The organism is Roseimicrobium sp. ORNL1 (genome assembly GCF_011044495.1).
Classification (GTDB): Bacteria; Verrucomicrobiota; Verrucomicrobiia; order Verrucomicrobiales; family Verrucomicrobiaceae; genus Roseimicrobium.
Genome location: NZ_CP049143.1, coordinates 252,344 through 266,310, shown reverse-complemented (window position 1 = coordinate 266,310; position 13,967 = coordinate 252,344). Strand labels below are relative to the sequence as shown.

The window sequence follows — 13,967 nt, the reverse complement described above, 5'->3', positions numbered from 1 at the left end:
AAGAACGGTGTCGCGCCGGAGGCACGAGCACCGTTCTGCTGAAAATCAAAGATGGAGGAGCTAGGCCGAGACTTCGGCGGCGGCGGGAGCAGCAGCCGTGACCTTGGGCTTGGTGCGGCGGGTCGCGCTGGTGGAACCGTAACGCTGCGCGAACTTGTCCACGCGGCCGGCGGTGTCGATGAAGCGCTGCTCACCAGTAAAGTAGGGGTGGCAGGCGGCGCAGATACCAATCTTCAGGTTCTTGACCGTGGAAATGGTGTTGTAGACCTTACCGCAGGTGCAGGTAATGGTCGTTTCGAAAGTAGTGGGATGAGCTTCCTTCTTCATAACGGCAACTGAGGGGTCGAATGTTATTGGGCATTCGGGTGCCTGCCTCCCGGAGGGGCGGCAAGCAAAGGGCAGAGACGATAGGCGGCCCTGCTTGGGGATCAAGATAAATTTCGAGCGCCGGGGGTTGGCGGATGCAGGGAGGCGCCATGTAGTATGCACGACCTTGACGACGGCACTGCACGGTCGCATTGCACCCCTCCAAAGTTGGACCCATTTTCCACCCCCTTCCAAGTGAAGATTCTAACTGTCCTCACGATTGCCGCATCCCTCATTCTCTCGACGGGATGTGATGAGTTTAGCTCGACCAAAGTCAAAGCGCGAATCGTCGAGCACCGCCCCATTGGAAGTACGCATTATGCGCTCCTCTACGAAGTATTGGAGCCTAAAAAACTTGCCGGCCACTACGGCATTGGAGCGACAGTACGGGGCGATCTAGTCGCGGACATTGATGGAACTGAGCATGAGATCTATTTAAATTCCAGTGACGCTAAAACGCTTACTGCCAATAGGCCGGAAGGTTATGCGGTTTCCCAACCAGGCTCAAAGGAAGGAGATTTCCTCGAGATGTCAAAGCGTGTGAAGTAACGGTACAGGTACTCCTCAAGGTGAACGGCTCAAATTACAGAGATACGACCGCAGTCGGTGCGTCGCGGTCGCAAATAGGGGGAACGCCGACCGTTGTTAATTTCCACAACCAACGCAAACTCCCCTGAGCCGGAACATGACACCCTTCATCCCACGGCCATGGGCCATTCTCTGCATTGTTCTCTTTCCCGGAATTTTGGGATTCATCGGGGCGGCTCACCTGTGTGGCATCGGCATGTGTGGTTTTGTGCCGCTCACCCCGACGGCGATTGCCCTTCCCGCCAGTGTTGCAGTTGCCACCGTACTCCTTTCACGTTGGTGTGATCTGAGCTGGGTGGTTGCTCCGGCAGTGTACTCCCTGCCGATGCTGCTCCCGATTGGGATCTCTGCGACCAGCTTTGTTGAAGAATGGCTTCGATTTGTCATCGCGATCCTTTGCGTGGTGGTGACTTGGGTCGGAGCACGCATGGTTCACCCACGGAGCACGCTCCCCAAGGAGCTGGGCTCAACGCCTGTCATTTCATGATACACGTATACCGAGCTCTCATGTGGGTTGCTGGCTGTGGCCTCGTGCTCAGCATGACAGCCCACGGCATGGCCTTGGCCGGGCTTGCATTGCCAAGCGGCAAGTTCGTCTGGGCTCTGCACATCGGCATTTTTGTCGTCTGGCTGCCGACCGTTATCGCATTGAACTCAATGCCCCACGTCAACCGGAACGACATCTGGAAGGTCGCTTTTGCCGGATGCCCGACATGGATGCGGCGTGGGTTCTACATCTTGTGCGGATACGCCGTCCTCAACTTCGTGTTCGTTTTCGCCACCACTGCTGGCGAGCGCAAGCGATCAACCGGCGATGCGCCCCCCTCCGTCGTTCGCGGGTTTTCCGGACACTGGATGATCTTTTATGCGGCTGCATTCTGTACCCTCTATTCAAGGGTGCGCGCACCGCATCTCTATGTGGAACGCAGATGCCCGCTGGGACATACAGCCGCCCCAACTGCCCGCTTCTGCTCTGAGTGCGGCCATGAATTCAGCATGGCACATAGCGAAGGCGAGTGATCGTCTCTTATTACAGAGCAGTGGAATGGAAATCCGTCACTACCATCAAGGCGATCACACAGCCATCGCGGAAATCTTCACATCAGCCATCCACGAAATCGCCTCGAAGGACTACACCGAGGAGCAATGCCTCGCTTGGTCGGATCGCGAGCCCAATCACGAACACTGGGGCAAGCGGTGCGAGTTGAAGCGCCCGTTTGTCGCGGTGGTCGATTCCGAAATCGCGGGATTCCTTGAGTTGGATCCGGATGGCCACATCGACTGTGCTTACATCCATCCCAAATATCAGCGGCGCGGCATCATGACCCGATTGGTACAGCATGCGATCGAGACCAGCTTCGCCATGAATATACTTCGTGTGTACGTGGAGGCTTCGATCTCCGCGAGGCCACTGTTCGAGAAGCTGGGATTTCGTGTGATTCGTCAGAACATTGTGGCCATCAAGGGTGTCGAACTCATCAACTACAGCATGGAACTGCTGCGGGAAACTTGAGCACTGAGCATCGGAGGAATAAATCATGTCGCACCCAGGCATCGAAGGCTGGTTCCCCGAATGCATCATCTGCGGGATGGGAAACCTCCACGGTGTCATCTGTTTGGACCCCACGTGTCACGAGTTCATTTATGAATCCTCGCATGATGCGCCGGTGTCTTCCTCCACGCGAGAGCACCACTCCCACGGGCACTTCTGGAAGACCTGCGCGGCGTGCCAGCATGACATCCGCGCCGATGGCGCCTCCTGGGGGACCTATGCGATCTGCACGGAGTGTTTTGCCTCCTATTTCGCTGCAAGGCGCCTGCCACCCGCGTCACCTGCTGAAGTGGCCCAGCACTTGAGCCATGGATGGCTCAAGCTGACAGAGTCCGGCGATCCCGTGGTGAAGCCCTCGGATGATCGGTGAGCATTCTTTGACCCACGGAGGCGCAAGCCTGGGACTCCATGCTTGCAGCGGCAAAAACCGGACCTAGATGTGTCCAGCCGCACACTTCGCAAGTTCCACGGATGAATGCCAAACCGTTCCTAATCTTCCTGATGCTCGCACTCTGCCTGGGATGCCCGCTCGCCGGTAATGCTCAAGCATCTCAGATCCCGGTTGGCTATGACTGGATGGTCCAGCAAAACGGCGGCGAAAAACCTGATATCACCTCTCATCCACACAAGCCCATCGAGTATGCGCTTCAGTGGGCTCGAACTTGGGAGAAGTCCCTCGCTTTCTTCACCTCGGAACTCGACTCATCGGAACCTGCGCGAGTGAAGACCAGCATCTGGTGCATGGCCATGCTCGTCATCATGGTCGAGCAAACGGCGACAACCGAGGCCAAAGCCCAATTTGAGAAGGCTTTTCCCCTTGAGAAGCTCAAACAGGTGCGAGCGGCTCACCCCGAATATGAGATGTGGTTCTCGGGTCTGCGGAACTCGAAGTTCGGAGCCGCCTTCCCGCCCCGAAAAGGTGCCGCAGCTCCCTAGCAGAGCATCCGCAACTGCTGGCATATCTGCTCACCCATCCTGCACGAAAATGACGTGCAGTGGTGGGTTTGTCACTGGGGCGCAATACCCTGTCATGGCCCTGCGTTAGATCGACTGGAGCCAGAGTCACCACTGCACAGCACTGCCGCCGCCATGTCCCGTCTCCATCCCCTCCGCTTGGCCTCCCTGTCCTCTGGGATGACTTGGGTCGCTGCCGCTGTTATTGCGCCGATTACCCATGCTGCGGCCCCAGTGCCGGACTTCGACAAGGATGTGCGCCCCATCTTCGCGGAGAGCTGCCTGGAGTGCCACAGCCTCGACAAGGCGAAAGGTGGGCTTTCCCTGGTATCGCTGCAGGATGCGTTGAAGGTTTTGAAAAGCGGCGTGCCCGCCCTCATCCCCGGGAAACCGGAGGAAAGTGAACTCATCAAGCGCGTGGTCTCCACCCATGAGGATGAGATCATGCCGCCCAAGGAAAAGAAGCACCTGACGGCAAAGCAGATTGAGACGCTCAAGCAGTGGATCGCGAGTGGCGCGGAGTGGCCCGCGCATTGGGCGTATCGGCCAGTGGGGGGAAGTGAAAAGTCAAAGGTGAAAAGTCAACAGGGTGGGGAGAGCCCGATTGATGACTTTGTGAGGGAGAAGCTGGCGGCGGCGAAGATTGCGCCCTCGCCTGAGGCGGACAAGACCACGCTCATTCGCCGGGTATCTTATGACCTCCTGGGCCTGCCCCCCACGCCGGAGGAGGTGGATGCGTTTGTGAAGGACACGGCGCCGAATGCCTATGAGAAGATGGTTGATGCGGCACTGGCATCGCAGCATTTCGGCGAGCGCTGGGGACGCCACTGGCTGGACATGGCGCGGTATGCTGACAGCGATGGCTATGAGAAAGACCGTCCGCGTCCGGATGCCTGGCGCTATCGCGATTGGGTGATTCGTGCGGTGAATGAGGACATGCCGTTTGATGAATTCACCATCGAGCAACTCGCTGGTGACCTGTTGCCGGAGGCGACACAGGAGCAGATGGTGGCCACGGCATTCCATCGCCAGACGCTGACGAATACCGAAGGCGGCACCGACCAGGAGCAGTTCCGGGTGGAAGCCACCTTCGACCGCACGGAGACCACCGGCACTGTGTGGATGGGCCTTTCCGTGGGCTGCGCGCGCTGCCACACGCACAAGTACGACCAAATCACGCAGAAGGAATACTTCCAGATCTACGCCTTCTACAACAACGGCGACGAAGTCAGCCGTCAGGTACCCACTTCCCCCACCGAGTGGGCTGCGTATGTGCAAAAGAACGGCGGCGAGGTGAAGAAGCTCGTGCCGCTGCAGAAGGAACTGGATGAAGCCACCGCCGCGCTGCCGGTGAAACTGCCTGAGTGGGAGAAGGAGGTGCAGGCACGCCTGACGAAAGCCCGTGAAGCAAAGCTCACACAAAACTTTGCGCCGCTCGAAATCGCGAGCATTTCCAGCAAGTCCGGCAGCACCTTCAAGACACTTCCGGATGGCTCACAACTCGCCAGCGGCAAGCAGTCGAAGGTGGATGCGTACACCATCGAGCTCGCGCCTTCCGCCAAGTCCATCACCGCGCTGCAGATTGAAGTGCTGCCAGATGAGTCACTGCCCAAGAGCGGTCCAGGACGCGCCACGGGGGGCAACTTCGTGCTCAGCGAAGTGAAGGCCACCACAGGACAGCTTCCCGTGCTGCTGCACTCCGCGAAGGCCGATGTGGAGCAGAAAGGTTTCAAGGCGGTGGACGCCATCGATGGCAAACCGGACACCGGCTGGGCCATTTCTGGATTCGTGGGCAAGCGCCATGTGCTCACGCTGCAACTCGCCACGCCACTCGCCGCCGGTAGCGCGCTTCGACTCCAGTTCGACCAGAACTACGCGAAGAGCGAGCACAACCTTGGTCGCTTCCGTGTGCTCGCCGCTGCAGAAGAGACGGAGGCATCCATCGCACCGGCTGACGTGGTGAAGATTCTCAACGAAGAACCCAAGCGCAGGAATCCCGTCGTCATCAAAGCGCTCTATGAATGGATGGCCAAGCTGGATGTGGATGTGATGATGGCCACCACCGCACTGGACACGGCGCAGGCGAAACTACCCAAGGCGCCGCTCATGGATGTGCGTGTGATCGCGCAACGCAATCGCGACGTACGCACCACGAAGGTGCTGCATCGTGGTGACTTCCTCAGCCCGGCGGAAGAAGTGAAGCCTGCCGCGCTCGCGGTGCTCCCGCCCATCAAGACCCGCGGCGCAGAAGCGGACCGCCTCGACTTTGCGCGCTGGCTGGTGAGCCGAGAGAACCCGCTCACCGCACGCGTGACGGTGAATCACATCTGGGCCCGTCTCTTTGGTGAGGGCATCGTGCGCACGGTGAATGACTTCGGCGTGCGTGGAGATCAGCCCTCCCATCCCGCGCTGCTCGACTGGCTGGCCGCCACCTTCATGGATGAAGATGGCTGGAGCCGGAAGAAGCTCATCAAGCGCATCATGATGTCTGCCACCTACCGTCAGAGCAGCGCACATCGCGCGGATCTCGTCGAGGTGGATCCGCAGAACAAACTGCTCGCGCGTCAGAACCGCATGCGTGTGGAAGGTGAAGTGGTGCGCGATCTGTATCTCACCTCGTCTGGTTTGCTAAGCCGGAAGATTGGCGGACCCAGCGTGTATCCGCCCATGCCGCCAGACATCGCGGCGCTGAGTTATGCGAACAACTTCAAGTGGGCCACCAGCACCGGTGAAGATCGCAACCGCCGCGGCATGTACACCTTCTTCAAGCGAACCGCGCCGCATCCGGACCTGATGACCTTCGACTGCCCAGATGCGAACACCACCAACGTGAAGCGCACCGTGAGCAACACGCCGCTGCAGGCCCTCACCACGCTCAATGCCGAGTCCTACGCCGAAGCCGCCAAGGCCCTCGCCAAACGCGTGCTGGAAGACAAGGCCCTCGCAAATGACGACGAACGTCTCATCCGCTCCTTCCGCCTCTGCGTCTCACGCGTCCCCACCGAAAAGGAAATCAAATCCCTGCGCGCGCTGCTCTATGATTCCCGCACCTGGTACACAAGCCATGCCGACGAAGCGAAGGCACTCACCAAAGGCTACGAGAGTACTGACATCTCCACCGACGAACTCGCCGCCTGGACCGCCACCGCGCGCATCGTGCTGAACCTGGATGAGTTTGTGACGAGGGAGTAGTGCGCATCAACATTTCGCCCCACCACCATGCACCCCATCTCCGCACTCGAGCAGTTCACGCGCCGTGATTTTCTCACGACCACGGCGAATGGCATTGGCATGATGGCGCTGGGTTCCATCCTGACGCAGGAGGGACTCATGACACCAGCCTCCGCGGCAGCGCTGGATCACATGCAGGATCCGCTGGCGCCGCGCAAGCCGCACTTTCCGGCGAAGGCGAAGAACTGCATCTGCATCTTCATGGAGGGTGCGCCCTCGCAGATGGATCTCTTCGACCCGAAGCCGAAGCTCAATGATCTGAATGGGCAGGCGCTGCCGGAGAGCATGACGAAGAATGTGCGCTTTGCCTTCATCAAGAAGGAAACCGCGCGCATCATGGGCAGCCCGCGCACCTTTGCAAAACACGGGCAGTGCGGCATGGACTTCAGCGATCTGCTGCCGCACCTCGCCACCTGTGCAGATGACCTGCTGATGGTGCGGTCCATGCACACGGACCAGTTCAACCACCACCCCGGACAGCTTCTGCTGCATACCGGTCGCGCAACCTTCGGCCTGCCGACCATGGGCGCATGGCTGAATTATGGACTCGGTAGCGAATCAAAGAATCTTCCGGGGTATGTGGTGCTCAGCGCGGGTCGCGGCACGAGCGGTGGCGCATCTTTGTGGCAAAGTGGTTTCCTGCCCAGTTCGTATGCAGGCGTGCTCTTCCGCAATCAGGGTGAGCCGGTGCTGAACCTGAAGAACCCCGAGGGCCTGCCTGTGGCACTCCAGCGTCGTGGACTGGATGCACTCGCCGAGTTGAACCAGCAGCGCTTCGACCAGATGCGCGACCCGGAAATCTCCAGCCGCATCAGTGCCTATGAACTCGCGTTCCGCATGCAGAGCGCGGCGCCGGAGTTGATTGATCTGAGCACGGAATCCGACAAGACGCTGGAGATGTATGGCGTGAATCGCGAGGACCTGAAGGTGAAAGCAGATCGCGCTGGTGGTCCGGGGCAGTACAAGTCCTATGCCACCAACTGCCTTCTCGCACGCAGACTCGTGGAGCGCGGGGTGCGATTTGTGAGCATCATGCACGCGAGCTGGGATCACCACAGCAATCTGAACAACGAACTCGCCTTCAACGCGGGCATGGCGGACCAGCCCATCGCTGCGCTCATCAAGGACCTGAAGGATCGCGGCATGCTGGAGGACACCATGGTCATCTGGTGCAGCGAATTCGGCCGCACGCCACTGGGCGAGAATCGTGGTGGCAATCCAAATGCGACGGGGCGTGACCACCATCCCTTTGCCTTCACGATGCTGATGGCGGGCGGCGGCATCAAAGGTGGCCAGGTGTATGGTGAGACGGATGAAATCGGTTGGGGCATCACGAAGGATCCGGTGCACATGAATGACTTCCACGCGACCATGCTGCACCTCTTCGGGTTGGATCACCTGAAGCTCACGCACCGTTTCCAGGGCCGCGATTTCCGGCTCACGGATGTGGGTGGGAAGATCATCCCGGCGTGGATAGCGTAGATGGGCGTGGCGGTCTACTGGGATTCAACACAGAGACACGAAAACACAGAGGTTTTAATAAATTCTCTGTGCCTTTGTGTCTCCGTGTCTTTGTGTTGAGCACCCTGACGCCCATCTCGCCCAGCCTCGTTAGCTCCCAACAATCTTGTCCAGCGCCGTGTAGTCGATGGCGCGCAGGCGGCTCTGCTTCACGCCGAGACGCGGCACGCAATCCAATAGCGCCTGGGTGTAGCGATGCTGTGGATTGCCGAGTACTTCTTCGGTGGGGCCGCTTTCCACAATCTTCCCGCGGAACATCACCGCCACCTTGTCCGCGATGCCGCGGATGATGGCGAAGTTGTGCGTGATGAGGATGATGCTCATGCCGAGGCTGGCCTTGAGATTCACCAGCAGATCGATGATCTGCTTCTGGATGGTGACATCCAGCGCGGTAGTGGGCTCGTCCGCAATGAGGAGCTTCGGCTGGCAGCAGAGGGCCATGGCAATCATCACACGCTGCTGCATGCCGCCGCTCAGTTCGTGCGGATACGCGCGCAGGCGCTTCTCCGGCTCCACGATGCCGACTTGATAGAGCCACTTCACAATTTCCTCGTCGCGGTTCTTCACCTCGGGGCGGTGCAACTCAAGCGCCTCAGCCATCTGCGTGCGCACGGTGAGCACGGGATTGAGGGAGGTGCTGGGCTCCTGGAAGACATAAGCCACGTCCTTGCCGCGCATCTTGCGCAGTTCCTTGCCTTTAAGATTCAAGACATCGCGACCTGCGACGGAAAATTCCGCGGCCTCGATTTTCGCCGGTGGCTCGGGCAGCAGTCGGGCAAAGGAGAGTGCGGTCACACTCTTGCCGCTGCCGCTTTCTCCCACGATGGCCATGCTCTCGCCGGGCTGGAGATCGAGGTCGATGCCCTTCACTGCTTCGAAGGGCTCTGCGCCGTGGCGGCGGAAGGAGATCTTCAGGTCACGGATCTTGAGCAGGGACTGGGGTGCGGCAGAGGGGTTCATCGCGGATCAACGGGTTGGGATTCCTGCGGAGGCAGATCGGCTCGGAAGGCGCGGCTGAGCAATTGAAGACTGAGGCACCACAGCGCCACCAGCAGGGCGGGCACCATGACACCCCTTGGATCATCGAAAACCTCCTCCGAGGCAAGACGCATCTGCGCGCCCCACGAGGGAATTGCGCCTCCATCACCGGACCCGGAGAAGAACCAGTGGATGATGCACATCCAGAGCAGGAGCGCGGACATCATGCGGAGCGCCCAATTTCCCAGGGACGGGAGCAGGAAGCGCAGCAGGTGATGCTTGAGAATGCCGGGCGTGTTCTCCCCCAACATGCGGGATGCCTCCACCATGCGCCGTGTGGAGAGCTCGCGGGCCTGGGCGCGCAGCAGGGCCATGCCTCCCAGGGAAAGCACCATGCCCGCACCGACCGCCGCCAGAGGCACATCCAGCCACCCGAGGGCGCCAAACAACAGCGTGGGGAGAAGCACCGCCTCATTCACCGCTGGCGAGACGAGCCCGAAGTTCCACTTCGGCTTGATGCGATCCCAGCCCTGCCAGAGCGGCATGCTGATAAGCACCACCACCACGGCCACGAGCACGACCTGGAACACAAACCAAAGCTCCCTCCACCACACGCTCCGCGCCGCAGCCATGGCCTCGCCGGGCATCCAGTAAGGCAGGACCAACAACCCCAAGACCATCACTGCACCGCCGATGGCGCAGATCCAGGCGCGGGCCTCGCCTTCAGGATAGGTCGGTAGAATGCGCGAAGCGGGAGCGCGACGCTCCACCTGACCCATCAGGAAGAACCACAACAACAGCATCCAGCCTCCCAGATACAACGCAGCAGGCAGGGCCTTCGGGTACTCCTGGGTGGAAAGCATCTGTCCGGAGAATCCGCCCAAACCATCGAAGCCGAGGATATGCTCCACCGGAACACTGAAGCCGAGCAACAGCGGCAAGGTGGCACGCCCGGTACGCACCAGATCCAGCAGGAGGGAGGGAAGGAAGTGGCAGTGGAGAATGGTCACCATGCCGAGGCCGCGTGCCTTCAAGTGGCAAAACTGCTCACTCGCCATCAGCATCTCCAGCCGGTGCGCCAGAGCGGCGAGCATCATGGCACAGGCGGGAATGGCGAGCGTCACCACGGGGAACATCCATGCCCAGACCTCCCGGCCGGCACGCAGAAACAGCGAGTCCGTTCCCTCTGGCGGCGCATAGGGGAAGAGTGTCTCCGCAGGAATACCCCAGCGCTGGATGAGCACCACCAACAATCCCAACGCCCACGCCATGGGCGGCACCACGGAGAGGAATCGACCGGCCCAGACCACCACCTTCAATCCACCCTTGCCCGTGAAGCCCGCGAGCAGGGTCAAGGCCAGCGCCGTGCTCCAGCCAAGAATGGCAGCAACACTGATGCAGAAAAATGTGGCTGTGGCACGCCCCAGCAGGATGTGCAGGTAGCCCTGCCCTCCCTTTTCCAGCGGCATGAATCCCAGCACGAGTGGAAACACATCTCCGAAGGAACCACCCAGCAACAGCAGGAGGAAGAGGGCAGCGGCGGTCGTGAGGAGCCACGCGCGCAAAGGGAGGGAAGATGGATGGAGGCCCGGACGTCGCATGTGTCTATTTTTCAACCCCACCTCCGCTCTGCGAAACATTCCCCACAGGCGCATTCAAAAGATCCCGCAGCTCTGCGGACTTCCCCGCGTCAGTGGCCACCACATTGCGCCGCACGGCGATGACATTCGTGCCGGAAAAGAGCGGCAGGAAGGGATGCAGGGATAGCAGACGATCCTCCACCTGCCTCGCCAGCGCAGGAACGCGAGCGAGATCCGTTTCGATGCGTAGTGCGTCCAGCAGGCCATCGAGCGGAGCATCGGCGAGGCCGGAATAGTTCAGACCGTGAGGTCCTTGTGAGCTGTGCCAGAAAGGGGACTGATCCCAGGTGATGTCGTAGTCGAGGCCGAGCAGTACCGCATCGAACCGATGCTGCGGCAGGCGATCACGCAGCATTTCATCCCAAGACACTGCGGTGATGACTACCTCTATACCGTGCTCGCTCCAGGTCTGCGCCAGCCGCCGCGCCAGCGCCATGCGCTCCGCATTTCCCGACACTGTCATCAGCTCAAGACGAAAAACTTCCCCGCCCTTTACCAGACGACCCTGTAGGTCCGGGGACCAGCCCAAGCCCTCAAGCGTCTGCCTTGCCTGAAGCGGATCCGCCGGTATCACCGGACGCCTTGGGGAGAACCACAAATCCGGACGGTACATGCCTTCATGCAGGCTGCCCTCGCCACGCAGCAGTTCCTTCACCAGGGTTTCGCGGTCAATCATGGACCCCAGGGCCTGCCGGACCTCCCATTGATCCAGCGGAGCGCGGCGACAGTTCCACAGGACCATGAGCCGGTTCCGTGGAGCTGTGGTTTGAATACGCAACTGCGGGTCGCGCGCCAGCGTGGCTGTGCTGGCGGTGGCAGGCCAGAAGACATCCACGGCATTCATGGCAAACCCGGTGCGGATGTTTCCCGGTGAACGTCCGAAGACGAACTGCAACCGCCCACGGGGCTCGTCCGGCTTTGCCTGTTGGCGCGTGAGCTGAATGCCGGTGTCCGCCTTCGAGGCCACCTTATACAGGCCGGTGGCCGGTGGAGGATCCTTTTCAAATGGCGACTCCTCCTCAAAGGCGCGCGCGTGTTTCTGAATCCAGTCAGCGGGGAACACTGGCACATCCACGAGTGTCACGGGGAACGGGCCATAAGTTTCCCGGAAACCCAAGCGGAGGGCCGCTGGCTGGCTGGCGTCCATGGAATGAATGCGACGGAAGGCATCGCGCCCCGGCACCGGCCACGGTTGCTCGGCAAGCAAACGCAGCGTGCGCGCCACATCCGCGGAGGTGACCGGTGTCCCATCATGAAACGTCGCACCCTCACGAATCTGCAACTCCAGCATGGGATGCGCGAGGAAGGGTTGTTTGTTCACGAGCCGCACCTTGGCTCCCAATGCGGGGCGATTCTGGTAATAGATGCTGAGTTCCTCAAAGAGGCGCAGTGCCTCGCCGCTGACCTTCACTTCGTAGGCATTGGACCCATCGAACCACACGTCCTTGATTTGATCGCGCTCGACCGCGTTCTGCATGAAGAAAGTGTGGTGTGGCTCGGCGGGCTCCTGCAGTTCCACACGCACGGTTTCCACCGGCAGCGGTCCGAAGCTGGCGATGCTGTCCATGACCCGCTTGCCAGCGCTGGGTTCGGGCTCGGTGAAAATGAGGCGGAGTTCATTGCCCACCGCATCCACCAGTCCCAGACGCCAGCGTGAGCCTTGTACGGCGTCGGCCTTGCGCAGCGCTTCCGCGGCCTGCTGTGCAAACTTCTCCTGCGCGAACCAGAAGGACACGGTCTGGGACCACGACCAGCTCTGGATCAGCCCTGTGGCGATGCCTCCCTGGGCATCCATCTTGAGCAGCGGCTCATGCAGCAGGGCCTGCATCTCGCGCCCCGCCTCCCCCGTGGCCAGATAGGGATTCAGGGAAGGACGCGTGCTCTCACTGGAAGCCACGACGATTTCCGCGGTGCCTTTGATGGCACGCGACGCCCTCGCCTGCACCGCGGACCAGATGGTCAGCAGCGCGAGCGCCAGCGGGAGGGCATAGATGATCCACCGGTTCCAGGGCATGGGGTTCTTTGTTTGTCAGAACCTTAGAGAGCGTGACTGCCTGTGACAAGTCCCTCCACGGAATGATGGCAGTCCGTGATTGATTCACGGCAAATCCACCGACTACTATAAATCACTTCCACCCCTTTTTCTGCCATGCCCTCCCGCCGCACCGCCCTCCGCTGGTTCGCCGCAAGTACCGGACTTGCCGCGCTTTCCTCTCCCAAGCCCGCTGCGGCGGAAACTTTGGTGAAAAATGGGAAGATCAAGCAAAGCATTGTTCACTGGTGCTTCGCCCGCGGCGCCAAGTGGAAGATTGAAGACACCATCAAGGCGGCCAAGGAACTCGGCTGCGTGTCCGTGGAGGGCGTAGCGCCCCAGGAGTGGGACAAGCTGAAGGCCGCTGACCTGAAATGTGCCTACGTGGGTGCGCACGGCTTCATCAAGGGCATGAACAATCCCATCTTCTGGGACGCGAACTTCAAGGCCATCCAGGAACGCATCGACAAGTGCGCTGAATACGGTAACCCGAATGTGTTGAGCTTTACCGGTTTCGCAGACACCACAAACGAAGGCGGCAGCGCCATCAGCCGCGAACAGGGGAAGAAGAATTGCATCGAGGCCTATAAGAAGATCATCGGTGAAGCAGAGAAGAAGAACGTCGTCCTGCTGCTGGAGCACCTGAACACGCGCGACTCCGCGGAGATGAAGGGCCACCCCGGCTACCAAGGCGATGACGTGGACTACTGTGCGGAAATCATCCGCGAGGTCGGCTCACCGAACATGAAGCTGCTCTTCGATATCTACCATGTGCAGATCATGCACGGCGATGTGACGCGCCGCATCGAGCAGTGCAAGGACGTCATCGGCCACATTCACACGGCCGGAAATCCGGGACGCTGCGAAATCGGCAAGGACCAGGAGATCAATTACCCGCCGCTCATGAAGAAGCTGCTCGAGATTGGCTACACCGGCTATGTGGGGCACGAGTTCATCCCCACGATTGATCCCATGGTGGGTCTGCGCGAGGCGGTGGGGCTGTGTGATGTGGGGTGATTGACGAACGGACTTTGGAACAACTTTGAAAAGCAACGTCGATGTAGCTTCGGCGGATGTCGCAAAACGCAGCCGTGCTCTGAAAGAG

The 13,967-nt window shown here is 60.2% G+C and carries 12 protein-coding genes; 8 read left to right on the top strand and 4 right to left on the bottom strand.

Annotated elements, in window-relative coordinates; translation table 11 throughout:
* Positions 1–60 precede the first annotated feature (60 nt).
* Positions 61–327 (bottom strand): 50S ribosomal protein L31, encoded by a 267-nt coding sequence (gene rpmE, locus G5S37_RS01065; protein WP_165199877.1) that lies wholly within the window; start codon positions 325–327, stop codon positions 61–63.
* A 156-nt stretch (positions 328–483) separates the two neighbouring features.
* On the opposite strand from rpmE, the gene G5S37_RS01060 reads away from it, so the two are divergent.
* From G5S37_RS01060 to G5S37_RS01030, 7 genes are all read left to right on the top strand, one after another.
* The gene (locus G5S37_RS01060; protein ID WP_165199875.1) at positions 484–915 is read left to right on the top strand and encodes a hypothetical protein; all 432 of its coding nucleotides are present in this window, start codon (positions 484–486) and stop codon (positions 913–915) included.
* Between the two features lie 579 nt (positions 916–1,494).
* Positions 1,495–1,974 (top strand): hypothetical protein, encoded by a 480-nt coding sequence (locus G5S37_RS01055; protein WP_165199873.1) that lies wholly within the window; start codon positions 1,495–1,497, stop codon positions 1,972–1,974.
* Positions 1,975–1,999: 25 nt separating this feature from the next.
* Positions 2,000–2,467 carry a GNAT family N-acetyltransferase gene (locus G5S37_RS01050; protein ID WP_165199871.1) on the top strand — a complete coding sequence of 156 codons (468 nt, stop codon included), beginning with the start codon at positions 2,000–2,002 and terminating at the stop codon, positions 2,465–2,467.
* A 25-nt stretch (positions 2,468–2,492) separates the two neighbouring features.
* Positions 2,493–2,876, top strand: coding sequence for a hypothetical protein (locus G5S37_RS01045; protein ID WP_165199869.1), 384 nt, complete (start codon positions 2,493–2,495; stop codon positions 2,874–2,876).
* Between the two features lie 131 nt (positions 2,877–3,007).
* A complete protein-coding gene (locus G5S37_RS01040) occupies positions 3,008–3,442 on the top strand; it encodes a hypothetical protein (protein ID WP_206026263.1) in 435 nt (144 codons plus the stop codon).
* A 153-nt stretch (positions 3,443–3,595) separates the two neighbouring features.
* The gene (locus G5S37_RS01035) at positions 3,596–6,652 is read left to right on the top strand and encodes a PSD1 and planctomycete cytochrome C domain-containing protein (RefSeq protein WP_165199865.1); all 3,057 of its coding nucleotides are present in this window, start codon (positions 3,596–3,598) and stop codon (positions 6,650–6,652) included.
* A gap of 27 nt (positions 6,653–6,679) precedes the next feature.
* The gene (locus tag G5S37_RS01030) at positions 6,680–8,173 is read left to right on the top strand and encodes a DUF1501 domain-containing protein (RefSeq protein ID WP_165199863.1); all 1,494 of its coding nucleotides are present in this window, start codon (positions 6,680–6,682) and stop codon (positions 8,171–8,173) included.
* A 129-nt stretch (positions 8,174–8,302) separates the two neighbouring features.
* Here the strand turns inward: G5S37_RS01030 and G5S37_RS01025 are convergent, their stop codons facing one another.
* The 3 genes from G5S37_RS01025 to G5S37_RS01015 are packed head-to-tail and all read right to left on the bottom strand — an operon-like array spanning position 8,303 to position 12,844.
* The gene (locus G5S37_RS01025; protein ID WP_165199861.1) at positions 8,303–9,172 is read right to left on the bottom strand and encodes an ABC transporter ATP-binding protein; all 870 of its coding nucleotides are present in this window, start codon (positions 9,170–9,172) and stop codon (positions 8,303–8,305) included.
* Positions 9,169–10,755, bottom strand: coding sequence for an ABC transporter permease subunit (locus G5S37_RS01020; RefSeq protein WP_165199859.1), 1,587 nt, complete (start codon positions 10,753–10,755; stop codon positions 9,169–9,171). The genes G5S37_RS01025 and G5S37_RS01020 overlap by 4 nt, the downstream gene beginning before the upstream one ends.
* Positions 10,756–10,795: 40 nt before the next feature.
* The gene (locus G5S37_RS01015; RefSeq protein WP_165199857.1) at positions 10,796–12,844 is read right to left on the bottom strand and encodes an ABC transporter substrate-binding protein; all 2,049 of its coding nucleotides are present in this window, start codon (positions 12,842–12,844) and stop codon (positions 10,796–10,798) included.
* A gap of 135 nt (positions 12,845–12,979) precedes the next feature.
* Between G5S37_RS01015 and G5S37_RS01010 the strand changes: the two genes are divergently transcribed.
* Complete coding sequence (locus G5S37_RS01010) at positions 12,980–13,879, top strand: TIM barrel protein (protein WP_165199855.1); 900 nt, start codon at positions 12,980–12,982, stop codon at positions 13,877–13,879.
* Positions 13,880–13,967 lie beyond the last annotated feature (88 nt).